We start from the raw sequence: 24,060 nt of genomic DNA, 5'->3' as shown, positions 1-24,060 counted from the left end.
CTACAGCGATGACCAACACCATCCAATGCACCTTAACTGGAAACATCGAGTCAGTAGCTCAGGTAAACTATCTCCTAAGTCAGGATGGCCTTCGATTCAAAATCAAAACCTTACCCACTGATGAGATTCCTACTGGAATCCATTCCTGGCAAGTCGCCCCTAATACTAGCTCAGATGGTGTAATTGGCTCTCTCTACCTAGAAGCGATGACTGAGACAGTCCAGGAGGAGCAATGGTTAATCGCTGGCAGAGTCGTGCAGTTAGGCAAACGGGGACAGTTTGTACAACTTAAAGTGTCCAGACCAGGACAGAAAACCCTAAAAATCAGTGTCTTAGGCTCTAGCAAGCACATGAAAATTGGGGAACTGTGGGAAGTAGTTGCTAAGCGCCAACGGGATACCCTGATTTTACATCGAGCTTTACCCCAAGTAGAGCACAATTCCAATAGCCGCCCAGCTTCGAAGAAAAACCGCAGCCACAAACCGGTCGAGTCTAGGAAGTATAAACATGAGTCAACATTTCAACAAACCCAAACAACCTTGTTACAGCAGGCTCTGACCAGGCTATCAGATGACCTAAATCCCTCCAAATCCACACTAGCTGCTCCCCCGACGGAAACCATTGATAGAGTCTTAGCCACGTTGAAACAGAAAACTGGTGTCAACGATTGGCAATTAGACTTGCCTAAACAGCGAGGTCGAACAAGATGGGAATGGGAAGCGTTCTCCCCTTCAACCCAGCAACAAGCACGAGTGAGTTTGAAGGGAAACTATATCCATGTATATTATTACCAGTTTCCGGATATCCCATCTGCAAGTGTTGATTCTCAATCCTATGATCGTTTAATTGTTACTCCTTTAGGAGCAGCTAGAAGCATTGGTGCCAGTTGTTTCAAAATTCTGATTGGTCCCTATGAAGTAGTTTTAGACTGTGGCACTCGACCCAAAGGCTACGACCCTTTGCCCGCGTTGGACTATCTGGATAATCCTAACCTGCTCCTGATCTCCCATAGCCATCAAGACCACCTTGGTGCTGTCCCCGTCTTTCACAGCCGCTACCCTGGTGCGCGGATGATTTCCACTCATGGCACCAGAGAAATTGCCCATGTCATGCTCAGGGATGGACTGAAGATACAGCAACTGAATGAAGACTCTCCCGAGTTATTTGATGAGGCCGATTTAGAACAAACCTTGTTTCAATTGGAAACTCAACCAGTAGGCAAAGACTTTGAGCCCTTACCAGGACTAATGGTAAGGTTTATCAATGCCGGGCATATCTTGGGTGCGGCTTGTATCTATCTGCGCTATAAGGATATGTCTTTACTCTACACCGGAGACTTCCACACCACCAATAGTCGCACCACTAACGGATTGAATTTAGCTGAGCTTCCTGAAGCGGATATTTTAATTACTGAGTCTACCTATGGTTCCTCTGTCCACCCCGCTAGAAGAAATCAAGAAACTGCATTGATGGAATCCATTGCTGAAGTAGTGCAAGCTGGGGGCAATGTCTTGATTCCCTCTTTTGCCTTGGGTAGAGCTCAGGAAATCTTGTTAGGGATCCGCACCTCCAAGTTATTTAATAAATTAACAGTTCCCATCTTTGTGGATGGATTGGTCAGAGCAGTCACAGAGGTATTTCGAGAAAACCTGGACTTGTTACCTGTTCCAGTTCAAAACTTAGTTAAGATTAACGGCCAGGAACCATTCTTTGATAAAACCAGTACACCCCCGATTATTTCTATCGAACACTTTCGGGAACGTCCGATTGCGATCGCAAAACCCAGTGTAATTGTGGCCAGTTCCGGTATGCTGACCGGTGGACCTTCAGTCTATTATGCCTCAGTACTGCTAGAGCGAGAGAATGCTGCCATCTTTATTTCTGGCTACACTGATGAAGAATCCCCTGGCCGACTCCTGCAAAGTCTCAAGACTGGGGACACTATTGAACTAGATGGGAAACCAATTACCGTCAAAGCTCAAATCAAACGGTTTAACCTCTCTGCCCATACCGATAAGGTGGGACTCGGACAAGTAATCAACAAGGTAAAGCCCAAGCACCTAGTCTTAATTCACGGAGAATTAGAAGCCTTACACCAAGTAGCCCGGTCTGGAGACAATCAGTCCTTGTTCTATATTCATATTCCTGCTGTGGGGGATAAAATTGAATTAGGAGTAGCACCGGAACAGCTTTCCCGACAGCAGCTTGCTAAGATTCAGCAACCCCAAGAGTTTGACGTGATGGTGGAGACCTTTGGGACCGATGCTTGGTTGCGAGTTCCCGAAGAGGTAGTGGAAAAAGACCCTCGATGGCAGACCTTGAGTATCAGCGGCATTATCAAAGCGCGATGGGATGGTGTGAATCTCAAGCTTGCTCCCATGCAACCGGAAATGATACTTCAGGAAGAAGAAATTGAAGCAGGGCTTAAGAGTGGAAAGGATTGCTGTGCCGTGTGTCAGTTTTTCAGTGGTAGATTTTGTGAATCTCCTGATAGTCCTTTGTTTGAGCGGAGGGTTGATCCCTTGGCAATCTGTGATCAATTTCAATCTAAAGTCCAGGATTTGTCAACTCTTGACACTGACCTTCTGTTGGCAGAGGAAGTTGATTACTAGCAGGAGCGCTCTCCTACTCAATATCTCCGAGATTTTCCCGAGCTTATCCATTTAAAAAAGGCGGCACCCAGATTCGAACTGGGGATAAAGGCTTTGCAGGCCCCTGCCTTACCACTTGGCTATGCCGCCACTAGTTTCTTATTATATCATACTATTTCTGTTTAATTACCCATATTACAAATTTTTCCGCGTCCAGTGCGTCCCCTTTCTCCGGTGCTGACCTAGTCAACGAAGACGCAAAGAACGCTTATAAGTAGTTTTTTTACTGGTTAATGCTACCGTTAGGCCAAGTTACCTGATTTAGATTAGTATTCTCGAAATTAGCACCATTGGTCATAGCATCCCTGAGATCAGACCTTTCTAAGTCTGCCCTCGCCAGATCGGTACCATTGAGATTGGCACCAGTCAAGTTAGATCCTTTTAAATCTGTATTACTTAAATTGGCACCAGTCAGGTTAGCACCGCTTAAATCCGCATTGGCTAAATCTGCTCCAGCAAAATCGGCACCAGTGAGATTGGCATTACTTAAGTTAGCCTGACTTAAATCAGCACGGCTGAAATTAGCACCAGTCAGGTTAGCATTAGTCAAATCTGCTCCTGACAAGTCCACATTCGTACAATCTGCTCCACTTAGGTTAGCACCGCTGAGGTATTTATCGATCAGGGGTGTACACTTATTAATATGCCCTGACCCTAGATTATCCCCAAACGCTGTGGATTGGTCTTGAGGCACACTTACCTCTGTTGGCGCTGCTTCTGGGACTGGTGTAGATTCCAATAGCTCCGCTTCTGCGACTCGTCTAGGTTCTACAAAATTAGCTAACCATCCTATACCCGCAAGAGCGAGTAAGACTGTACCCATACCAATCAACATCAGACCAGACCGATTACTATGATGTTTGGGGAGTAGGGATTTAGAATGCGATCGCTTTTTAATCTCAGCAAGGGCTTTTTCCATAAATTCTGGCGGAATTTGTGCCTCTTTACCTGCTTCAATCAACTCCTTTACAGAATAGCTTTGGTTGTGCTGAGCATAGAGTTGAGCCGCTAGGGCGAATACTTGGTGGGCTTGGTCTTCAGGGATACGATCTTTTGGGAGTTTCATAGTTATTTGGAGCGTTGGGAAGCCAGTTAGAGCTGAGATAGTATCAGCGTCAGGCTGTCAAGCCTTTCAGTTTCTAATCTAGCAAGCCAGACTTTCAAGTGTTAATGGTTGGTTAATCGAGGTTGGTGACCTCACGGCTAAACTGATCACGGAAGTGAGGGTAATCTATCCCGCCAGTCAATAAACTTACCTTAAAGTGACGCTGGGCCTATGGTTAATTAGCGTATGCTTTGGATTTATTCTTCTGTATCTTGCTAATACTTGCTAATATAATGAGATCTGTTCGCTCATTTCGCTCATAGTAACGTGGTGACCCTTCCTGTTCAACAAGAGCATCTCTTTAACCGCAGCCTCAACACCATCAAAGGTGTAAAACTACTCTTTGTGGAAGCAGAGCTGCTTTTCAATGTCTCTTGCCCTGATCTTGATGCCCTCAAACAGCAACTGGAAAATCCCTTCTCGATCTTTGTCTGTGGAGAATTTAATGCCGGAAAATCCAGTGTGCTGAATCGGTTGAGTAATGACGAGCTAGCTGCTGTGGGCATACTTCCGACCACAAACTCGATTCAACCCTATTACCCAGAGGGGTTTGATGGCATTGTCTTTATTGATAGCCCAGGCACAAACTCTATCATTGAACGTCACCAAGAACTTACAGAGAATTATCTACAGCATGCTGATATCATCCTGTTTGTCACCTCAGTGGAACGACCTCTGACTAAATCAGAGCTGGACTTTCTCTCGTTAGTCAGTAAGATCTGGGTACGTAAAGTAATCGTTATTATTAATAAAGTGGATCTGGTCACCCCACAAGAGAGTGAACAGATTATCTCACACGTCAAAGATGGACTTCATGATGTCTTTACAGAAGTACCACCTTTATTTACAGTATCAACACGCACTGGCAACGACATCGACACCCTACGAGACTTCCTACTAGAGTTTCTGGCAGAAACCGAAAAAATACGGCTAAAACTTCAGGGTCCTCAGAACTCTTTGTTAGTTTACCTAGAGCAGTTAGAGAAAAAGAACCATGAGGCACGGCAGAAAGTCATTGCCGAAAAGACGATATTTGACCGATCTCTGTTGCGAATCGATGAGCGAATTGAGCAATATGACCTGATTTTTGGTGTCTTTAGAGAAAAAATTCGTGACCTGTTTACCAATCTAATTCAACAATTACATAAAGTAATCCAGGATAATTTCGCCTTCATTAGCCTATTGAAAAAGCGTATTATTAGGGAAGACGACCTACTGGAAGAAAAAGTAGCTAGGGCGATTAAGGAGGTAAAACTTGAGCAGCAGATGGAGGAAATTGTTAAGGAAGCAGCATCAACTCTTGTGAAATATCGAGAACAAATTATTCGGGAAGCTAGGGAAGATTTACAAGTAGCAGCAAGCCTCTCAGAAGACTCGTTTCAGGTTCCCGAACTTAATAGTGGTAAAATTGATACCACTTCTATCTCTGAAAATCTTAAGGTAGCCTCAGAAAAGGGACTCAACAATTTTTTGACCTTGGGAACTGCCGCCGCAGCAACAGGAATTGGCGGACATGTGGTAGCCACTGCTGCACTATTTGATCTGTCAGCTTTTGTACTAGCTCTGATGTTGACCATGTTTAGCTTCAATGCGGTTCCTAAGCAGCGTGATAAGGCAACCCAACAGCTTGATGAAACCTTGCGTGAGTTGCAGAATAACTATACCGATAAGCTAAAACAAGGTTTGCAGCAAGAATTGGTAAACAGCCTCAAGCAGTTCACTGACTCTCTGAAGCCGAGACTGGGGGAAATTGAGCATAAACTCGCTGCCAGTCAATCATTGGAGGATAATTTACAAAGTCTCCGGCAGGAGATTAACGATATTTTAAAGGAGGTAGAGCAGCTATAGCTGTCACAGCGTAAGCATTCAGCTATCAGCTATCAGCTATTAGCTATCAGCTATCAGTTATCAGCTTATGCGCTACAGATGGTGCTACTTGAGGTGCTATCAGCTATCAGTTATTGGCCAGGTTACTGTTCGCGCAGCGTGCGCGTAGCGCAATCCGTGCTTTTGAATAAAATAAGCTGACCACTGACCGCTGACCACTGACTGCTGAACGCGCACGCGTGCGCGTAGCGCATATGCTTAGATGGGCTTTTGCCCACACTTTCAATTCTGTAAAATCTCGAACTATTAAATTCTCCCTGTCGATGTTTATTTTAAGCATGATAGCTGACGGCTGAATGCTTAAGTCACGGCTGTTTCATCAAATGATTTTTAATATTCATAGTCGCAAGCTCACGGTCTACCCTGATTCGGAACGAGTGTTTGTTCATCTATTTGGCTCACAACCGACAGCATTCTGGCTAGACAGCTCTCGCGTAGAACCTGGTCTATCTCGTTTTTCTTTTATGGGAGATGGTACAGGACCAAACAGCCTGGTAGTGCAATACTCGATTACTGACCAAAAACTTACCATTAACTGCTCAGGCCAAACAACACATCGTAGAGAAAGTATCTTCTCCTATCTACACAGAGAACTTGAGCGTCGATACAACTGTTTAGAAGGGCTTCCGTTTGACTTTAACTGTGGTTTTGTTGGCTACTTTGGTTACGAACTAAAAGCAGAATGTGGAGGAAATATAGTCCATCAATCGCAATTTCCAGATGCGATGTTTCTCTTAGCAGACCGAATTATTGCTTTTGACCATCAAGAGCAAGTAACCTATCTGTTGTGTCTGACTAAAAAAGGGGAAACTGAGCAAACAAATGCTTGGTTTGAAGGTATCGAAAAACAGCTTTGTACTCTACCTCCTTTGCCTCCCATTGAGTTAGACTATACTCATCGAAAAGTTAGCTTTCGATTGAGTCGTTCCTACCAGAGATATCTGGAAGATATTCAAGAAAGTCTCGATCAAATTAAAGCTGGAGAAAGCTACGAAATTTGCTTGACTAACAAAATTTATGCCAATATCGAACTTGACCCCTTGGCATTTTACCGAAGGTTGCGCCAACTCAATCCTGCACCCTACTCTGCCTTCCTAAAATTTGGCGAGCTAGCTGTGGCTTGTTCATCCCCAGAACGATTCCTGAAAATTGACCCCTCAGGTTGGGTGGAATCTAAACCCATCAAAGGAACTGCCGCACGAGGCCAAACAGAAGAAGAAGATCGACTGTTGTGCGAAGCGTTACGCACTCAGGAAAAAAACCGTTGTGAAAACATAATGATTGTAGACTTACTTCGGAACGATTTGGGCAGGGTTTGCGAAATTGGCAGTGTCCATGTCCCTAAGTTAATGGATGTGGAAACCTATGCCACAGTTCATCAACTGGTGAGTACAATTCGGGGTCGTTTGCGTCCAGATGTAAGGGTGGGAGACTGTATCCGTGCCACATTTCCTGGAGGATCCATGACTGGTGCTCCTAAGATCTCAACCATGGAGATTATTGATCGATTGGAACTTCAGGCCAGGGGAATCTATTCCGGAGCGATCGGGTTTCTCGCACTCAACGGTGCTGCAGACCTTAACATTGTGATCCGAACTGCTGAGATTACTCCCAATCAAGTATCGATTGGTATCGGTGGTGCTCTGATTGCGTTATCAAATCCCCAGCTGGAATTTGAAGAAACCCTACTCAAGGCTGAAGCCCTAGTGCGTGGGATTGTCTACACGGTTTGTGGAGAGTTTTCTCCAGAGTTGTTTGAGATTGTTGATACTCCCGTCGCTAAATCACGAGATTATAGCGAGGGATTCTTAAGAGTATAAAACCCTTAACGGCTGAACCAAACAGCCTCTACACCCTCAGATCAAATCCTTGGGCTTACTTTTTCAAGGTTTTTGTTGATTTAAGTTTCCAGCAGAGGCTTTTCAGCTTGCACTTAAACCGACACTCTTCTCTCCCTAGGAGACGCTAAGCGAACGAGTGTAATAATATATCTATTATAGCAGAAATATTTAGGATACGCAACAAATTCGGTATCCAATTTCCAAGGGGCTGTGTGGGTCACCTGCAGGAGCACTTTATACGCCCCGTCTCCCGCGCTTGTCTAAGGGCTATAACGGGAGGGGAATTGGAGTTTAGATGGTTTACAAACCGAGATGGTTAATTGTTAATTGTTTGTTAATTGACCATATCTGTTAGTTAACCCTTTTGTCCACTGCTGTAGTGAAAGTCAACAACTACCAGACAATAACCTATCGGTAGACCCTCACTTGGGCGGTAGAGTGCCGAACTTCGTTCGGTAGAGTTGTTGAATTGCCAAAGCTACCAAACCAATGGTAGTAATACCAAAGATAAACGTGGCTAGGGTACTGACTCCCACTACCAGCGTCCGAACTGCGATCGCAATTTTGAGGGCTGTCTGAGAGTTAGAGGTGAGGGGTTTATTAGCAAAGGTTGTAGCAATCGAGGCAGTTATAAAATAAATAGCGCTCGTCAATCCTCCAGAAATCAATGCTCCCGTAAGGCAGCGCCAGGGGGAAGGTAGCGCTTGAGTACTGTTAGGGGTTTCCGTGTCTTGGTTAGATGTTGTCATTAGTCATTAGTGACCAGTATTCAGCAAGTATTAAGCAGGGTTTAAACTATTATCCAGTAGCTTGTTATCTGTACTAGGTGTTATCTCTACTCGTTGAACTCTCCGGAGGCTCACCCACAGGGGATTCTAACCTGACAGATCTCAACCAGTTATCGATACCAGGATCAATAACGAAGCTACCAGATATAATATTACCTTTGTGTGTGTGTAATTACCTTTGTGTGTAATACTTAGTTTTAAGATGGTTTGATAGCTGCTTCCAACCTTTGTAGGGCTTCTTTGAAGTCTTGATTAACAATAGTCACATCAAATTCATCAGCAGCTTCAATTTCGGCTTTGGCAATAGAAAGGCGTTGGGCGATTACTTCTTCACTATCCTTACCCCTCAAGCGAATCCGCTGCTCTAATTCATCTAGACTTGGGGGTAGTACAAAAATACGCAGGGCAGAGGGAAAGGTTTTGTTGATTTTCCTTGCCCCAACCAATTCTATTTCTAAAATAACTGACCTACCCTTCTCAAGAAGCTGCTTGACTGGCAAACTAGGTGTACCGTAGTAATTACCAGCGTACTCAGCCCACTCTAAAAGCTCATCCCCTATGATCATTTCTTCAAACTGGTCACGAGTGACAAAGTAATAGTGTTTCCCATGCACCTCCCCAGGACGTGGTTGCCTGGTGGTTGCTGAAACCAAAAGCTCAAGTTCCGGGTGTCGCTTCAGGAGCTGGCGCAGCAAGGTTCCTTTACCAACACCAGAAGGACCAGTCAATACAATGAGTCTCCCTGCTTCCATGTTGAGTCTAGTTAAGCTTCAAGCTTAATGGTTACCATTGTGACTATCTTTATTGATAACGAAGCGATGGGCAACAGTTTCTGGCTGAATTGCCGAGAGGATGACATGGCTGGAATCGGTCACAATTACCGCTCTGGTGCGACGCCCGTAGGTTGCATCAATGAGATATCCACGCTCTTTTGCCTCAGTAATGATCCGCTTGATAGGAGCAGACTCTGGAGAAACAATTGCTACAACTCGGTTTGCTGAAACAATGTTACCAAAACCAATATTAATCAGCTGAATGTCCATGAGCAACTAACGGCAAAAGCCGGATGAGAAGCTAGTATAAGTATTCAAGTACAATAGTAGCGACATTAATTTAGCCTTACAAGCCTAAAATCCGGTTTTTTACCAGATTTTAGGGAATCATCCGTCTTAACTCTTGAGTGCATAGGGTATTTTGTTCCCAGATAACCAACCCATGGCTCAAGCTGGAGCAAGGGTGCGTGGGTCACTAATCCTGGGATGATAACTGCTGATAGGCAAGGTACACAGCCTCCAGAAACAAGTTAGCCGTGACAACTGACGGTACCTTTTCCAAGGCAATCATGTCTTTGACCTGATCAGCCAGTTGTCGGCTTAACTTCGCTTTTGCCTGAAATGTCATTGCCTCCCGCCGCTGCAAATACTCTCGAATCATAGCAAAGTCTTCTGGCTGCAAGGGGGAGAAATCTGCCTGGGTTTGGAGCTGATTGGCTAAGGCTTGAGCCTGATCGGAGATCTCGAAGCTAGCAGAAGCCATAGGCTGCTCTTCTTGGACTACCAGGGTTCCTGCTAACCAATCTCCCAAGCGTTTCTCTCCCTTGCTAAAGATAATTAAAAATACTCCCAGGAACCATAAATCATCAACAGGTCTCAGCAAAGCACGTAGGGTAGCTTGCTGTAGTCTCACTGGTCTAGCATCATCACGAATGACACGAATTTTACCATAGCGCTTACCTGGTGTTTGTCCCTGCCATAGGGTTTCAAACAAAACGAAATAACCCACGTAAATCGAGAAAGTAATAAATAGATAAATGGCTAATAGCCACAACCCTAAATCATTAATACCAAAAAAATAGTCTAATAAGTCCAGCAGTTGGGAAGATAAAAAGCCCCAAGCAATTAGAAATACTAATAAAATTAATCCTAAGACAATATAATCAATTAGCAAGGCATAAGCTCGACTGCCAATCCCTGCTAAGGTTAATTCTAATTCAACACTTTCTGGGGTTTGTATAGTGACTCGATTAAAAAAATTAATCGGTGTTGAGCTTAGCTTCCCCATAGCTGTAAATCTATGCCTTCTTTACGACTACATAGATCGTAGTATATCACTGATTTAATCGCTTGCCAGAAAGGAACCAACAAGGCACCACTAGCAAAGCTCAACCCAAAAACTAGCACTAAATAAAGCCAGATAAAAATTGCTGATTCTTGAGGAAACAAAAGAGATAATAGAGTTTGTATGATGAATGTAGCTATCTGTACAGCAATCGAAATTGGTAGTGATATTAAAAATCCAACAACTACTATCCCTTGAATACGTAATATAAATCCCTGAGTTAATTTCCAGCTGCGACCAATGGCTGCCCTGGCACCGATAGAATTTTCTATAGCCAGGGTTATTTCATAAATCAACAACCGAGATATAAACCAGATAAATCCAAATAAAAAAGCAATCATAAAAATACTCAAAACCAGAAATCCTATGATAAGCATAGCAACACTATTCTCAGGGAGAGTATCGAGACTATCTAAAATAGTACTGCTATTCCCAGAAATTGAAGCAAGGACTCCGATCAAGATACTAAGAAGAACAATAATTACCATTATTGCCACCCAAGTTATCAAGGATACTAGGATTGCTGCTCCAAACGTTATCAAGGATACTAGGATGCCTGCTCTGAGAAAACTCCACATCCGAGCATTGACATGGCGGCGAGCCTCATTCACTGTTTCTGGACGTTCAATGATTTCCCTAAAGGCTAGACGTGAAATTAGCCCAAACATGGCACAAAACTTAGCCCAGCCATATATGGGAACTAATAGCCATAGATAACCGATAAAAGCTAGACGATAATATAACTTAAAATTGTCGCGGTAGATCCGCAAACCGACATTAACGACATTACCAATACTGAGTGGTCCTAAAGATTGGTTGGGACTAGGCTCATAAGACATGGGTCGATGGGGCTATTGATGGCAAGACAAGTTTTAACGCTATCTTAAGGGAGGTTTAGGAAAATTACACGGAAACTTTATGAATATTAAACGTTGGATTGGGCGGCGGGAAGCAAATTGGAAACAGTTGGATACTCTCCTGCAACAAGTGGAGAAACGAGGAATCAAGTCTTTGCCAGCATCCCAAATCAAGGAACTCGCTAGTTTGTATCGCTCCGTCTCAGCGGATTTAGCCCGTGCTAGAACTAACCAAGTAGGCCATACCCTGGTCAAGGATTTACAACGACTCACCTCTCGGGGCTATAACCAGGTTTATCAAGGTTCTCGCCGTCAAGACTGGCAAGGCTTAGGGGAGTTTTGTCGGTGGGGTTTCCCTGCTGTAGTGCAACAGACGTGGAGTTATATTGCGATCGCAACCGCAGTGTTTCTGCTCGGAGCCTTAATTGCCTGGTGGTTGGCTTGGCAAGATCCAGTGTTTATCTCCCTGGTGGTTCCGGAACAGTTAATTGAACAAGTACGCGATCGCCAGGAATTGTGGATGGGTTCGATTTTGGGCATGAAACCCTTAGCCTCCAGTGGCATTATGATTAACAATATATCGGTATGCTTTCGGGCAGTGGCTGGTGGGATTACCTGCGGTGCCTTTACCCTATATATCATGGCATTCAACGGAATACTGATTGGTGCCATTGGAACCTTAGTGGGTCAAAATAACTTAGCTTATCCCTTCTGGGCATTTGTGTTTCCCCATGGTTCCCTGGAATTACCCGCTATCTTCTTTGCTGGTGGAGCTGGTTTACTCATCGCTAGAGCAATTCTGTTTCCAGGCCAATATCGCCGGGTAGATGCATTGAAATTTTATGGCTCCCAAGCGGCTCAGTTGATGTTTGGGATTGTGCCGATGTTGATTATTGCTGGTATTATTGAAGGGTTTTTATCTCCCAGTCCCTTAGTGCCATCATTCCTCAAGTATTTGGTTGGAATCGGACTGTTTACCCTTTTGGTTATATATTGTAGTAGTCAGAAACTTGAGGATACATGAAGCTTCCACCACCTGAACGAGGTGGTGGTGTCCTATGCTAACCTGGAACTACCCCTAGTCCACAGGTCACACAAGCACGCCCAGCTTCTAGGCGGTCGTCCAGAGCTTTTGCTGGAACGACCCTCGTTGCTATTTCTACGAACGAGTTTAAGCACACCTCTAGCACCGATGTTGTAAGCACCGTTTAAATCTGCATTAAACCGCTTACCTGAAGGGAAGGTTGCCTTGGAGTATTGTTGGGAATTTCGTTTGACCGTACCAGAGCCATCAAAAGCCAACTTTGAAGTATAGGCAGCAACAACCTCTATTACTCTGCCACCTAATTCAGCCCATTTCATTTCCGTGAAGCTGCGAATTTTTGCTTTGAGCCATCCGTGGAATCTTTGCCTTAAATTAGAGCGCTTTTTCCCACCTCTTGGCTTCCACCCCAAAAGATTCTCAAAGACAATTGCTAAGGCCGTAGGCCACGCTACGCGAACAGAATTAAACTTTTCAGCAATCTCTACAATCCGCTTGGAGACAACATGGCTAATTTGATTATTAATTCTTTGGCACTTTTGATAAGTCTTGGAGCAAAACCCTTTATGCAGTTTTCCTCCTCTGCCCATCGTTTTTGATGCTCTTTTTGATACGGACTTTAGTCGTTTATCCCTGCGGTCTATGTCTCTTCCAAGGTGAAGAAAATCACGATGGATTACAGTGCCGTCATGGGTTACGACTGCTACGGTAGCAGTAGTGTTTATACCTAAATCTACCGCAGTAACATTAGCCTCTGGTTTGCGTTTTTCTGGCTTACAAGTGAATGGAACAGACAGATGGCAGCACCTATCATTGAAAATCAACGACGGAGACATCATTTTGTTTGTAGTCACCTGGTGGCGCTCTCTTAAACCGGTGATTTGAACCATAGTCCAGACCCAGTTTTGGCCATCAAAAACTTTGATTTCTACTTGGTCGAAACCATGCAGCTTGTAACACTGTCCTTTGTACAAAGCTGGATAGCAGCCAGTATCAGCATTTAATCTTGGTGGCTTACTATCTCTTCTTTTTCGACTACCAGATTGCCATTCGCGGTATCGAGTTACATAGCTACTAACCTGCCCAGCTGCAAATGCAATTGCTGCTCGACGGTAGTAACTAGGAAACTTATAAAAAGTCTTATTGAACTGGGGATATTTTATGTCAGGTCGCTTGGCTGTTTGGTGCATTAGCCGCTCAACAGCAGGAGTTAATTGATCTGCTGTTAAATTGCCAAGCTCAGACCAATGAGTATAAATAATACCAACCAAATACCGACAAGCGCGGCGATATACTTTAACCGTTTCCCCTAATAGTAGTTTTTGATCGGGGGTCGGACTAAGTTGCCACTTGTCAGTTCGTATAACTTTAGTTGGCGTTTTCACTGGTTTAATAAAATCTCCTATAGTTAATATTTTAACCTACAAAAGATAAGATGGCAATCGACTTATCAATGCTCCTTGACCCCCACCTGAGCGTTCGCGCAGCGTGGCCTACGGCCAGGTGGGGGAATGCGTCGCATGTTTGTTCAAAGTAGATTCCGAGCTTTAACTCGTAAGTAGCTCTCAACCAGTTGCTGACTAATCTGATTCGCTGGTGCATCCAAGACCAAAACTCCTTTTTGCTTCAACCGGGCAAAGGCAACTTGGCGCTGGGCAATTAAATCCAGAGCCACAGCACGGGTATAAGCGGCTTGCCCCGGGTCAGGGTTGAGATCAACACTAATGCTATTTCTCCCCTGGGCCTGGTATTCCCTGTGCCAAAGCTGGTCTTCACTAGGAATTTTCTCTAACTCAGCTGTATTAGGCGGAGTGTGCGCCAATTGGTCAACAAGGGGGTCTCGAAGGGTGACACAAAACGGTAAGTAGCGAGGGGTGAGGCGTTCTAGGGCTGCTAGCAATTCAGCGGAAGCAGTAACATCCACGATGTCTGTAATCAGTACGACTAAAGCACGACGAGTTTGCTGATTCACGAGTTTTGATACAGCACCAAAATAGTCCGGTTCTAATAACACTGGCTGAATCGGAGTGAGGCGTTCTATGAGTTTCGATAGTTGATGTTGACCCCGTTCTGGTGGAATCCAGGTCGTTATGTCTCGATCGAAGACACCCACGCCCACGCGATCGCCCCGATGTAACCCAGCTAATGCTAGGGCTAGAGTACTATTCAATCCCCAATCAAACCGCTTCAGTTGAAGTACCTGTGCAGTCATCAACCGTCCCCGGTCCAGTAATATAATTAAAGTCTGCTCTTTTTCCGGTTCCAGCACCCTTACTAAAGGGCGAGAGCGGCGAGCGGTGGCTTTCCAATCAATCAGGCGAGTGTCATCACCAATGCCATAGTCCCGCAGTTCAGCAAATTCTGTGCCACCACCCAAGCGTCGGGAACGGCCGATGGTACCAGTATTTTCCAGGGTCAGGCGAATAGAAAGCGATCGCAAACTAACTAAGTCTGGATAAACTGCTACGTTCTGACTCCCTGGGATTTTCCAATCATGCCACACCAAGCCCCAAGGACTCAACTGGCGCACGTGAATATCTCCCCAGTGAAACTGACCTCGCTTGGCTGGGTGAACCGTATAGGTTAGTTCCTTGTTACTATTCCGGTCAAGGGTAGCAGTGATGGTTGGGGTGGAAACAGCAAACTCTAATGGATAGTAGTCCTTAATCAGAATTCGAGCAACCTGATTTCTAGATTCCACTGACAGCACGATCGGATTATCTCGCCCAATGGATAACCGTTGTAAAGGGGTGCGGGTTACCTTGACTCGGTTAGGTTTGACCCGTTTTCCATCCCATAAGGCTATACCAAGGACAATTCCATCAAAGACAAGAGTACTAATTAGACTGATTTGCTGATTAAAAACAGTAGCGAGTAATAATGCGATCGCAATACCTAGTATTAACAGTAAATAGGTTCGTTGTGAGGGAATCATAATTTTTTTTGAGTGCTGAGTGCTGAGCCACTCACCTAGGCACTGGAACTTGCTTGAGTAATGAAGCTATTACGCTATCGATCTGTAACCCATCTAACTGCACCTCTGGTTTCAGAATCAGACGGTGACGGAGTAGAGGGAGTGCGATCGCTTTTACATCATCCGGTGTCACATAATCCCGTCCTGATAACACAGCTTGGGCTTTACTGGTTTGTAACCAAGCTACAGCAGCTCTCGGGGATGCTCCCAAGGCTAAATCAGGATTTTGCCTGGTTTGCTGAACTAAGGCTAGCAAATAATCCAGCACCTTCTCGTCTACTTGGACAGCTTTAACCTCTTGACGAGCACTCAAAATTTGTTCTACAGTTGCTAGAGGTTTCAGACGTTCTAAATCCAAACGGCGTCCACGAAATCCTTTCTGAGTATTGAGCAACATTTGCTTTTCTGCCGCTGCATCTGGGTAATCCACTACCAGCTTGAATAAAAATCGGTCTAACTGAGCTTCTGGTAGGGGATAGGTGCCTTCAAATTCTAGAGAGTTTTGGGTAGCAATCACCCAAAACAATTCAGATAGGGGCAATGTTTCCCCGTCCAAGGTGACTTGCTGCTCTTCCATTGCCTCTAGCAGCGCTGCTTGGGTTTTGGGTGGGGTGCGGTTAATTTCATCAGCTAGCAAAATCTCAGTAAAGACTGGTCCCTTTTTGAGGGTAAAGTTGCGGGTATTCAGGTCAAAGATATTGGTTCCTAAAATATCCGATGGTAGAATATCTGGGGTTAACTGAATCCGCCGAAATTCGGCTTGGATTAGCCTTGCTAAAACTTTGACAAGCAAGGTTTTACCGGTTCCTGGTACCCCCTCAATAATGACATGTCCACCACTAAGCAACGCTACGAGTAACTGTTCGACTAGGGTGGATTGACCGACAATTATTTTGCCAAGGGTTTGCTTGAGGCGGTTCAAGACAGGGATATCATTGCTCATTTGGGTTGATTCGCTATCCTGTGGGACAGTTTTCGTGGTACCACAATAGCATGGGCAAACTCTGGTTGATTGGGGTTGGGATTAGTTAGCTTGGTATGCGGTAGTTTACACAATCGGGCAGTTCTGATAATCCCATCAATCAACACGAATTTGCTGCCATTTTCCCAACCATTTTAGTAAGTCTGACTCCCTAATACGACGTTTACTAGATTGAATTTCCAGCAATTGTTTCAGTTCTGTAGCTGGACGTCCAGTTTGCTCAACCCAAGCATCAATTAGAGCTTGATCCTCAAGCAGAGTCTGTCCTAATCCCAGTGCTTTTTGCAGTTGCAGTTGTTCGTCTTTTCCCACAACTTCCAACACAAACTCACTGCTGCCTGCTTTTTGCAAAACACCTGCTAATGCTCGGATGTAGGCTTCGCTGTTATCCACCACTGGTTCAGATAAGGTCAATGGTTGTCCAAAGCGGCGATTCAGAGCCCAGATGGCAACCAGAAGAATGATTAATCCTTGGATAAAGGCTGGCAACAGAGGGGTTTTCGCTAAATAACTGAATAGAGTCTCACCTACCTCTCGCTTGATCACATCTACATCTTTGTAACCGTGGAGGTATTCATCCACCCAAACGGGATTTTGCTTAGTTAAATTCCCCTCTGCTTTCAAGGGAGTAACCAGTTGGGCTAATAATTCATAGTTAGCCGGAAAGTCCTGATAGGCATTGGCAGCCAGATCCGATGTAGTGGCAAAGATAACTCTACCATCACCAATAGGCTTTTCCCAAACCACAGCACCAAAGCGATCGCTTAAAATTTTCTTCCCCTGATTACCCTTGTATCGCCGCCTGGTGTTAACCTTAACCTTTCCCGTGGAAGCCTCTTGGAGAGTACTAAAAGCAGCGTCAGTAACCGGCTGCTTGACTCCCAAAATCACCATCCTATTGCCCTGTTTAATCCATTCTCGCTCTTTACCATAAATAGCATCTACTGTCAACCAACTAGTGACACGCAATAAGGTAACCGAGCCTTGAGCATCCGTCTGATTCGCTAAATCCTCAAAGGGTTTTTGCCAACGCTGTACAGGAGTTCCCCGTTTTGCCATGTAAGCGTACCAAGCGCCATAGCCATAGGGAGCGCGGCTGTAAGTAGAACCGCTATTGATTTTATTATTAGCTGGAGCAGCTACCAGGGTAATCATCATTAGTACCACGATTGCGATCGCACTAATTACCCCTAACCGACGCTTAGGAAATTTCATCCTTCATCCTTGGCCTTTCACCCACGCTACGCGAACATACTTTATCCTTGGCCTTTCGGCCACGCTACGCGAACAACCTTCATCTGTTGATAAGCCTCCTTGCACCGTTCAAAAACCTGACTAGAGACTTCGGCGTTACTAAAACACAACTGCTGGTGGGTGATCAGTAAGATTTGGTATGGTTTAGGTTGCGGTAATTGCTGGATGAGTTGTAGATATTCTCCATCCGTGCGACTAGGATGGCGAGGGGCAATGCCAGTATCGTGTAATTGCTGCAACATCCCCATATACAAGCAACGACAGGCTTCCCTGTAGTTAGCCTGCTGCTGATAGTTTTGCGATCGCTCCCACCAATTGACCACTGATAATTCTCGAACTGGTCGTTTTGTCACTCTGTTTGCAGCTTGAGTAAGTTGTTGGTAATAAGAAATAATATAAGGATGTAATGCTCTGATCAGTCGCACCCCTAGCCAGCTTAGGATTACAGCCACAAGTAACCAAAACGTTATCCTAATCCCCTGGCCTAGTATAGGAGACAGTAACCAAGATGGCAGTGAGCTTTGGGGTTGGTCAAGAGGCACCTGAGACATTGTCAGCTCCCACCACTCCCCGAATTGTCGTTGCAGCAGCTGCAACTGCCAATCCAAACTGTTTTTTTCAAAGGAACCAGTAGACATAAGATACTGATAACTAATAATATCAAACAGCGGATTTAGGGCATGGATTAAGTCATCCGTGCATCCGTGTTATTATTGTGTGTAGTCCACCCTTCTATGCTTTCCCATTTACCATAATCTAAAATAACAGTACTTGAAGCCGGTAAAACTGCTATTTACTAACATGACAAGTCTCTATACTGACATTGAGATCAATGTCCCAAGGCAGAAGGTTTGGCAAATTTTGTTCCATAAACAGCAGTGGAAGTACTGGAACACATTTCTGTTTGATTGTGACTCAACTTTACGGTTTGAGCAGGGGAAAGAAGTCTTTCTGTCGCTGCGACGGCTTCCCAATGAAGAAGAGACAGAATTTGAGCCATTGGTGACACAACTTCAGCCTGGTGTGTGTCTAAGTTGGGTGTCTTCTATCCCTGGCTTTCGTAGTGAATGTGTATTTGATTTGCAAGAAATAGGAGTGGGTCGTACCAAATACGTCCACAAACACTCTTATTCCGGTATATTGTCTCGGGTGTTTCTACCGTTTATCCGAGAGGATGAGTTACGAGGTATTAAACGAATGGCATGGGAGTTGAAGCGTTATGCTGAGGGGTTTTAGAACGTTAGTATGGCGCTAGCACACGCTTAATCCGGGTGAAGTGTTAAAGATGACACTGTAGACACTAACGACTTAACCACACCCGGAAGCACTGGTTTACCAGACAAGTAATCCCTTAGTCAAGATAGCCCATTAGTTCATCTGTCCCTTCACTAACATTTGTAGCAATAGGACGATTTTGGGGTAATGGCTTTACGCTCAGCTGTTTCCTATCGATGTATCCAGAGGATCCAGTTCCTTTAGCAGTGAATTGGAGTTCCTTGTCTTTATTGCTATCTGTGCTGCTCATATCCCTCCTGGGACTCCTGAGTTAGAGTCAAAAATACCTTATTATATAGCTAAGTCTGGTCTAAGTTGACCAAGTTAGGCTTACATTGACACTCCCCACGGCGCTTATGCCGGGGGATTCTTGCTTCGACGAACTGACTTTAATACACAAGGGTTTTGCCGTTCCTCGCACCGAATAACCGTGTACAAACGTATTATCTAGTTTGAGCAAGTGTACCCAGCGGTCTGATCTCCACAAGCGTACTGGAATAAGTCATCCAGGGTTTGGGCGTGCCCCGCCCTACCTTTCACTAAAAAAACTAACTTTGGCGCTTTGGTCGGTACTCTGTCGAGTCCATGCGTTTTAAGGGTTTTTCGCTCCCTTGCTACTACCATCGCTTTACGTCGTAGATTAATTGGTGATACCGACGAATTTTCACCTGTGGTAGGCCAGCCATAGCATTATAACATAAATAAAAGAAATAAAACGCCGAATCGCTCAATACTTTAAAAGCTCAATTCTTTTAAGTGAGGGGTCAGACTAACCCCGTATCTAAAGCTAGAGGCGTATAGACCTCACCCCTGAAACTACCCAATTTTTCACTCAAGGTTATACTATCACATTTGATAGCCTTTCTATAGCTAAAGTTGCTAGAACTACCACAGCCACAGTGCTCCCCCGTGATGTTTAGTAGATTTTGGGATTGATTGAGAGATCAGTACAGTTACCAGTAAAGCTAGCAATACAGCTACCAGTTAAAGCTATTCAGGGCATGAGTACTCTAGATGTTGGCCTCAACAACTATGATTGTGCCAGCAATAGTGAACAGATTCATCGGCCATAACCCAATAGTTACGGCCAATAACCATTAATCATTACTAATCACTAATAAATCTCTAGCCTTGCTCTGGATTGTTCTATAGTCCTTAAGGATTGGTTCTAGTCCTTCTTCTTCTTTTTCAACATAATCGTCTAAATCTCCAAATACTCTTTTAATTTCTTCATAAATCAGAGTACACTTTAAGGTAAGTTGCTGATGAATATCAGATATCAACTTAGTTTTATCACTCTCTAATTTTTTGCCAATCTTGCTAATTATCATTCTTCTTTTCAGATAAAGCGCTCCCCCGGAGACTAAAATTCCAACTCCGGCAAACGCAGCACCGATAAGATCCAATATTACTATTTCCGTTATCGCCATAAATAGGCCAGCAATTACTGTTACTGCCGCTCCACCTAATATATTGGTAGCGACTCCACTAGCGTTTGATTTTAAGGAATTGATAAACTCAGCATCTTCAAGGAGCTTAGACGCTTTTTGCTTAACGTCTTCAAACACCTCATGACGGCGCTCCATAACTCGGATAGATAGATTGCTATTACTGGAATAATTCTGGATAGTCTCCAAATCTTGTATTAACGAATCAATTAGGTTTTTAATATCCCCTAAAAAATGGAGTGTCCCCTCTTTTAAGGTTTCTTCTAACGAGAGCTGTAGCTCTGGTTCATACTTAGCCTTGATCTGATCGATCCAGGCTTGGATTGAGGCATTTTTCTTAACGGTACCAACAACGGACTTATTGATTAGTTTAGGAAAGGTGAAACCAGCGCTAAAATCAGATTTTATTTGCTCAGCAACTAGATCATAGTTGGCAGCCAACTTATCCACCAGTTTAGTAATGTCATCTTGAGACTTTTTTTCACCGACAGCTAGTTTAGTTTTGATTCGTTCTACTGATGATTTATCCAGCTCTAGTTGCCGTTGGATAGATTTTAATTCATGCTCTAATTCATCAATCACGTTTTGAGTGCGATCGCTAATTGATTTAAGTTTAATTTTGTAAGTCTCCCCACCGGTAACCATATCATTAATAAATCCTCTCACTTCCCTAAACCCACTCCCCTCCTCATTCCCATTGTTTTCTAATTCCGCTGATGTCGCAAAAACTATAGGAGACTCAATATGTCGTTGACTAGCATAGTCTTTAACTCTCTGAGTATTTCGGCTTAATTCTTCTGGTTTAGTTAAATCAGACTGTTGAAGTATAAAGACTACTTTTTTACGCCATTGCTCACTAACATAATCCAGGAGTTCCCAAGCTGTTTTATGATAGGGATTCTTAGCGAAGAAGACAAAAAACACTAAATCACTGTTAGGAATATAGTTTTCAGTAATCTCTTGGTGGTTTTCCAGAATCGTATTCGTTCCAGGAGTATCGACAATTGATAAAGTTTTCAAGATATCAATGGGTAAACCAATTTTTCGTAACGTTGGGCTAATTTCTTTTTCAAACTGCTCCTCTGAATAAACAATTTTTTGAATAACATCCGTACATGGCTCAACATCAGTTTGACAAATTTTTTCTTGAATTATGGCATTAATAAAGCTACTTTTTCCGGCTTTTACTTCTCCAACAATAACTAACAAAAACGGTTCATTACTATTTTTTTGTATCGTCCTTATTTTTGACTGTAATTCCGGTTTATTGATTTGAATAACAAATTTATGCAAATCTTGTAATAGGTCATCAATATAAAGTTTGTGGTTGTACAATACTTGATCAATAATTTGATTGTTCATTAATCTTACTCCCCTAGATTATACTATCCTAAATTAGGACCAAATAATTAGTCAATTTTCTAGCTATGGTAGATTGATTATAGTTTTTTTAAAAGGATATCGCCAAAAACACTGATCAGGTAAACATTCAGCTCTCAGCTGTCAGGGATCATCCCTTGATTAGTCATTAATCAGTAGTCATTGGTCATTTGTCTAATGCGATCGCGAAGCTGTTCCTTGTTCCGTTCGCGAACGGAACATCGCATCTTAACAAGACTCAGCCGTCAGCCGTCAACATATTTCACTCGACTCTGGTTTGCGTTCGCGAACGGAACATGGCATCTTAACAAGACTCAGCCATCAGGGATTACCCCTGAATATTATTTCACTCGATTCTAGTTTGCGTTCGCGAACGGAACATCGCATTATGAATCGGGGGGTAGAGTCCCAATGTTGACGAGACCCGAATCCCCTCATATCGTTGTAAATTTTCTCGAAGTGCTGACGCAGTTGAGGAAGAATAACCTTTAAAATCTCTCTCACGGTAACCAACTCAAATGGATAAAATTCGCTTATTGCTTATTGTTTCAGTTTAATCCCTCTTGGCTAGGTTTGTCTAAAGACCATTGCTCAGGACTGAGCCACTGATCCAGTATAATCAAATTAAGTCGAGATGGCATAGTGCTTGTAGATAGCAAGACTAATCATGGCAGCAACACACATACGCTTTGACTGGGCGATCAAAAAACAACTGCGAGATAAAGCTAATTATGTTGTCCTCGAAGGCTTTATCAGCGAATTACTCGGGGAAGTGATTACCATTGAATCGATATTAGAAAGCGAAAGTAATCGAGGGACACAAGACAATAAACTCAACCGGGTGGATATTCTAGCTCTCAATAGTGCTGGGGAGTTATTGCTGGTGGAAGTTCAAAATAGTTCGGAAAATGATTACTTTCAGCGGATGTTATTTGGAGTTTCGACTCTGATTACCGAATATCTGGATAAAGGAGAGCCTTATAGTAAAGTCAAAAAAGTCTACTCCATTAATATAGTTTACTTTCCCCTCGGCCAAGGACAAGATTACATTTATCAGGGAAAATTAGATTTTATCGGACGTCATATCCAGGATAGACTAGAGCCATCAAATCTCCAGAAGGAGTTGTTCAAAATTGAGCAGGTGTACCAGATATTTCCGGAATATTACATCTTGAGAGTCAAACAGTTTAATGATGTGACCAGAAACAGTTTGGATGAATGGATATATTTCCTAAAAAATAGTGAAATCAAGGAAGACTTCCAAGCCAGGGGATTAGCCCAAGCCAAGGAAAACCTGAGGATTGAGAGTCTACCAAATACAGAAAAGGCAGCCTATCAGAAATATCTGGAAGATAAACGGTATGAAATTAGTATGCTGGAAGGGGCAGAGGCAGTCGGAGAATTAAGGGGTAGAGAAGAGGGCATAAAACAGGGTAGAGAACAGGGCATAAAACAGGGAATAAAACAGGGCATAGAACAGGGCATAGAACAGGGCATTCAACAAGAACGTCGTGCTAGCTTGGAGCGAATACTCCAACTAAGATTTGGAACGATTCCTTCAGAGATATCTGAAACAATACAAGGCTTAGATATCCAACAAGTGGACAACTTGATGGCAACGGCATTAACAGCTAGTTCTTTAGATGAGTTTAGCCAACATCTGCCGAAGTAATGGCCAGGTGTTAAACTAGAAGTCTAAAAGAGATTAAGTCGAGATGGCATAGTGCTTGTAGATAGCAAGACTAATCATGGCAGCAACACACATACGCTTTGACTGGGCGATCAAAAAACAACTGCGGGATAAAGCTAATTATGTTGTCCTCGAAGGCTTTATCAGCGAATTACTCGGGGAAGTGATTACCATTGAATCGATATTAGAAAGCGAAAGTAATCGAGGGACACAAGACAATAAACTCAACCGGGTGGATATTCTAGCTCTCAATAGTGCTGGGGAGTTATTGCTGGTGGAAGTTCAAAATAGTTCGGAAAATGATTACTTTCAGCGGATGTTATTTGGAGTTTCGACTCTGATTACCGAATATCTGGATAAAGGAGAGCCTTATAGTAAAGTCAAAAAAGTCTACTCCATTAATATAGTTTACTTTCCCCTCGGCCAAGGACAAGATTACATTTATCAGGGAAAATTAGATTTTATCGGACGTCATATCCAGGATAGACTAGAGCCATCAAATCTCCAGAAGGAGTTGTTCAAAATTGAGCAGGTGTACCAGATATTTCCGGAATATTACATCTTGAGAGTCAAACAGTTTAATGATGTGACCAGAAACAGTTTGGATGAATGGATATATTTCCTAAAAAATAGTGAAATCAAGGAAGACTTCCAAGCCAGGGGATTAGCCCAAGCCAAGGAAAACCTGAGGATTGAGAGTCTACCAAATACAGAAAAGGCAGCCTATCAGAAATATCTGGAAGATAAACGGTATGAAATTAGTATGCT

At 43.6% G+C, this 24,060-nt stretch carries 22 protein-coding genes and 1 tRNA gene; 9 read left to right on the top strand and 14 right to left on the bottom strand.

Features of this window, described 5'->3' with window-relative positions:
- The first annotated feature begins 8 nt into the window (after window positions 1-8).
- Window positions 9-2,612 carry an MBL fold metallo-hydrolase gene (locus F6K64_RS33400; protein WP_008191354.1) on the top strand — a complete coding sequence of 868 codons (2,604 nt, stop codon included), beginning with the start codon at window positions 9-11 and terminating at the stop codon, window positions 2,610-2,612.
- A 58-nt stretch (window positions 2,613-2,670) separates the two neighbouring features.
- On the opposite strand, the gene F6K64_RS33395 is transcribed toward F6K64_RS33400, so the two are convergent.
- Window positions 2,671-2,741, bottom strand: a tRNA-Cys gene (locus F6K64_RS33395).
- A gap of 133 nt (window positions 2,742-2,874) precedes the next feature.
- The gene (locus F6K64_RS33390; RefSeq protein WP_008191356.1) at window positions 2,875-3,717 is read right to left on the bottom strand and encodes a pentapeptide repeat-containing protein; all 843 of its coding nucleotides are present in this window, start codon (window positions 3,715-3,717) and stop codon (window positions 2,875-2,877) included.
- A 309-nt stretch (window positions 3,718-4,026) separates the two neighbouring features.
- Between F6K64_RS33390 and F6K64_RS33385 the strand changes: the two genes are divergently transcribed.
- Together F6K64_RS33385 and pabB are read left to right on the top strand one after the other, a co-directional pair.
- Window positions 4,027-5,604 carry a dynamin family protein gene (locus tag F6K64_RS33385; RefSeq protein WP_202799293.1) on the top strand — a complete coding sequence of 526 codons (1,578 nt, stop codon included), beginning with the start codon at window positions 4,027-4,029 and terminating at the stop codon, window positions 5,602-5,604.
- Between the two features lie 362 nt (window positions 5,605-5,966).
- Window positions 5,967-7,463, top strand: a complete 1,497-nt coding sequence (gene pabB, locus F6K64_RS33380; protein WP_008191361.1) for an aminodeoxychorismate synthase component I — start codon at window positions 5,967-5,969, stop codon at window positions 7,461-7,463.
- Window positions 7,464-7,906: 443 nt separating this feature from the next.
- Here pabB and F6K64_RS33375 read toward each other — a convergent pair whose 3' ends face one another.
- The 5 genes from F6K64_RS33375 to F6K64_RS33355 form a co-directional block, all read right to left on the bottom strand.
- Window positions 7,907-8,233, bottom strand: coding sequence for a DUF3082 domain-containing protein (locus tag F6K64_RS33375; protein WP_008191363.1), 327 nt, complete (start codon window positions 8,231-8,233; stop codon window positions 7,907-7,909).
- A gap of 236 nt (window positions 8,234-8,469) precedes the next feature.
- Entirely contained in the window at window positions 8,470-9,024 is a 555-nt protein-coding gene (gene gmk, locus F6K64_RS33370) for a guanylate kinase (protein ID WP_008191364.1), read from the bottom strand.
- A 24-nt stretch (window positions 9,025-9,048) separates the two neighbouring features.
- Complete coding sequence (gene remA, locus F6K64_RS33365) at window positions 9,049-9,315, bottom strand: extracellular matrix/biofilm regulator RemA (protein WP_008191366.1); 267 nt, start codon at window positions 9,313-9,315, stop codon at window positions 9,049-9,051.
- A 205-nt stretch (window positions 9,316-9,520) separates the two neighbouring features.
- A complete protein-coding gene (locus tag F6K64_RS33360; protein ID WP_008191368.1) occupies window positions 9,521-10,333 on the bottom strand; it encodes an RDD family protein in 813 nt (270 codons plus the stop codon).
- Window positions 10,321-11,229: a hypothetical protein gene (locus F6K64_RS33355; RefSeq protein WP_008191370.1), complete on the bottom strand. Its 909-nt coding sequence runs from the start codon at window positions 11,227-11,229 to the stop codon at window positions 10,321-10,323. The genes F6K64_RS33360 and F6K64_RS33355 overlap by 13 nt, the downstream gene beginning before the upstream one ends.
- A gap of 79 nt (window positions 11,230-11,308) precedes the next feature.
- Between F6K64_RS33355 and F6K64_RS33350 the strand changes: the two genes are divergently transcribed.
- Complete coding sequence (locus F6K64_RS33350) at window positions 11,309-12,271, top strand: stage II sporulation protein M (protein ID WP_008191372.1); 963 nt, start codon at window positions 11,309-11,311, stop codon at window positions 12,269-12,271.
- Between the two features lie 32 nt (window positions 12,272-12,303).
- Here the strand turns inward: F6K64_RS33350 and F6K64_RS33345 are convergent, their stop codons facing one another.
- The 5 genes from F6K64_RS33345 to F6K64_RS33325 all read right to left on the bottom strand — a co-directional run bounded on the left by F6K64_RS33345 (window position 12,304) and on the right by F6K64_RS33325 (window position 18,137).
- Window positions 12,304-13,674, bottom strand: a complete 1,371-nt coding sequence (locus F6K64_RS33345; RefSeq protein WP_008191375.1) for a zinc ribbon domain-containing protein — start codon at window positions 13,672-13,674, stop codon at window positions 12,304-12,306.
- 143 nt (window positions 13,675-13,817) lie between these two features.
- Window positions 13,818-15,224: a DUF58 domain-containing protein gene (locus F6K64_RS33340; RefSeq protein WP_008191377.1), complete on the bottom strand. Its 1,407-nt coding sequence runs from the start codon at window positions 15,222-15,224 to the stop codon at window positions 13,818-13,820.
- Between the two features lie 31 nt (window positions 15,225-15,255).
- Window positions 15,256-16,206, bottom strand: coding sequence for an AAA family ATPase (locus tag F6K64_RS33335; RefSeq protein ID WP_008191379.1), 951 nt, complete (start codon window positions 16,204-16,206; stop codon window positions 15,256-15,258).
- Between the two features lie 135 nt (window positions 16,207-16,341).
- On the bottom strand, window positions 16,342-17,460 hold the full coding sequence (locus F6K64_RS33330) for a DUF4350 domain-containing protein (RefSeq protein WP_008191383.1): 1,119 nt from the start codon (window positions 17,458-17,460) through the stop codon (window positions 16,342-16,344).
- Between the two features lie 41 nt (window positions 17,461-17,501).
- Window positions 17,502-18,137, bottom strand: a complete 636-nt coding sequence (locus F6K64_RS33325; protein WP_008191386.1) for a DUF4129 domain-containing protein — start codon at window positions 18,135-18,137, stop codon at window positions 17,502-17,504.
- A gap of 163 nt (window positions 18,138-18,300) precedes the next feature.
- Here F6K64_RS33325 and F6K64_RS33320 point away from each other — a divergent pair, with 163 nt between their 5' ends.
- The gene (locus F6K64_RS33320) at window positions 18,301-18,735 is read left to right on the top strand and encodes an SRPBCC domain-containing protein (RefSeq protein ID WP_008191388.1); all 435 of its coding nucleotides are present in this window, start codon (window positions 18,301-18,303) and stop codon (window positions 18,733-18,735) included.
- A gap of 115 nt (window positions 18,736-18,850) precedes the next feature.
- On the opposite strand, the gene F6K64_RS33315 is transcribed toward F6K64_RS33320, so the two are convergent.
- Window positions 18,851-19,024, bottom strand: coding sequence for a hypothetical protein (locus F6K64_RS33315; protein WP_008191390.1), 174 nt, complete (start codon window positions 19,022-19,024; stop codon window positions 18,851-18,853).
- Between the two features lie 682 nt (window positions 19,025-19,706).
- Between F6K64_RS33315 and F6K64_RS33310 the strand changes: the two genes are divergently transcribed.
- Complete coding sequence (locus F6K64_RS33310; RefSeq protein ID WP_154659988.1) at window positions 19,707-19,847, top strand: hypothetical protein; 141 nt, start codon at window positions 19,707-19,709, stop codon at window positions 19,845-19,847.
- 24 nt (window positions 19,848-19,871) lie between these two features.
- Here the strand turns inward: F6K64_RS33310 and F6K64_RS33305 are convergent, their stop codons facing one another.
- The gene (locus F6K64_RS33305; protein ID WP_008191396.1) at window positions 19,872-21,584 is read right to left on the bottom strand and encodes a dynamin family protein; all 1,713 of its coding nucleotides are present in this window, start codon (window positions 21,582-21,584) and stop codon (window positions 19,872-19,874) included.
- Window positions 21,585-21,764: 180 nt separating this feature from the next.
- Between F6K64_RS33305 and F6K64_RS33300 the strand changes: the two genes are divergently transcribed.
- From F6K64_RS33300 to F6K64_RS33290, 3 genes are all read left to right on the top strand, one after another.
- Complete coding sequence (locus F6K64_RS33300; protein ID WP_131826841.1) at window positions 21,765-21,962, top strand: hypothetical protein; 198 nt, start codon at window positions 21,765-21,767, stop codon at window positions 21,960-21,962.
- A gap of 307 nt (window positions 21,963-22,269) precedes the next feature.
- Window positions 22,270-23,274, top strand: a complete 1,005-nt coding sequence (locus tag F6K64_RS33295) for a PD-(D/E)XK nuclease family transposase (protein WP_287267612.1) — start codon at window positions 22,270-22,272, stop codon at window positions 23,272-23,274.
- A 76-nt stretch (window positions 23,275-23,350) separates the two neighbouring features.
- Window positions 23,351-24,060 (top strand): PD-(D/E)XK nuclease family transposase (locus F6K64_RS33290; RefSeq protein ID WP_287267610.1); only part of this gene is annotated, 710 nt, incomplete at its 3' end.

Source organism: Moorena sp. SIO3A2, assembly GCF_010672265.1.
Taxonomy (GTDB): Bacteria; Cyanobacteriota; Cyanobacteriia; order Cyanobacteriales; family Coleofasciculaceae; genus Moorena; species Moorena producens.
This window is presented reverse-complemented; position numbering and strand designations above follow the sequence as displayed.

Coding starts and splice junctions, on each gene's coding strand:
- F6K64_RS33350 (WP_008191372.1), top strand. CDS start 11,309: ATGAATATTAAACGTTGGATTGGGCGGCGGGAAGCAAATTGGAAACAG.
- F6K64_RS33320 (WP_008191388.1), top strand. CDS start 18,301: ATGACAAGTCTCTATACTGACATTGAGATCAATGTCCCAAGGCAGAAG.
- F6K64_RS33305 (WP_008191396.1), bottom strand. CDS start 21,584: ATGAACAATCAAATTATTGATCAAGTATTGTACAACCACAAACTTTAT.
- F6K64_RS33375 (WP_008191363.1), bottom strand. CDS start 8,233: ATGACAACATCTAACCAAGACACGGAAACCCCTAACAGTACTCAAGCG.
- F6K64_RS33315 (WP_008191390.1), bottom strand. CDS start 19,024: ATGAGCAGCACAGATAGCAATAAAGACAAGGAACTCCAATTCACTGCT.
- gmk (WP_008191364.1), bottom strand. CDS start 9,024: ATGGAAGCAGGGAGACTCATTGTATTGACTGGTCCTTCTGGTGTTGGT.
- F6K64_RS33335 (WP_008191379.1), bottom strand. CDS start 16,206: ATGAGCAATGATATCCCTGTCTTGAACCGCCTCAAGCAAACCCTTGGC.
- F6K64_RS33340 (WP_008191377.1), bottom strand. CDS start 15,224: ATGATTCCCTCACAACGAACCTATTTACTGTTAATACTAGGTATTGCG.
- F6K64_RS33325 (WP_008191386.1), bottom strand. CDS start 18,137: ATGTCTACTGGTTCCTTTGAAAAAAACAGTTTGGATTGGCAGTTGCAG.
- remA (WP_008191366.1), bottom strand. CDS start 9,315: ATGGACATTCAGCTGATTAATATTGGTTTTGGTAACATTGTTTCAGCA.
- F6K64_RS33360 (WP_008191368.1), bottom strand. CDS start 10,333: ATGGGGAAGCTAAGCTCAACACCGATTAATTTTTTTAATCGAGTCACT.
- F6K64_RS33390 (WP_008191356.1), bottom strand. CDS start 3,717: ATGAAACTCCCAAAAGATCGTATCCCTGAAGACCAAGCCCACCAAGTA.
- F6K64_RS33355 (WP_008191370.1), bottom strand. CDS start 11,229: ATGTCTTATGAGCCTAGTCCCAACCAATCTTTAGGACCACTCAGTATT.
- pabB (WP_008191361.1), top strand. CDS start 5,967: ATGATTTTTAATATTCATAGTCGCAAGCTCACGGTCTACCCTGATTCG.
- F6K64_RS33330 (WP_008191383.1), bottom strand. CDS start 17,460: ATGAAATTTCCTAAGCGTCGGTTAGGGGTAATTAGTGCGATCGCAATC.
- F6K64_RS33400 (WP_008191354.1), top strand. CDS start 9: ATGACCAACACCATCCAATGCACCTTAACTGGAAACATCGAGTCAGTA.
- F6K64_RS33295 (WP_287267612.1), top strand. CDS start 22,270: ATGGCAGCAACACACATACGCTTTGACTGGGCGATCAAAAAACAACTG.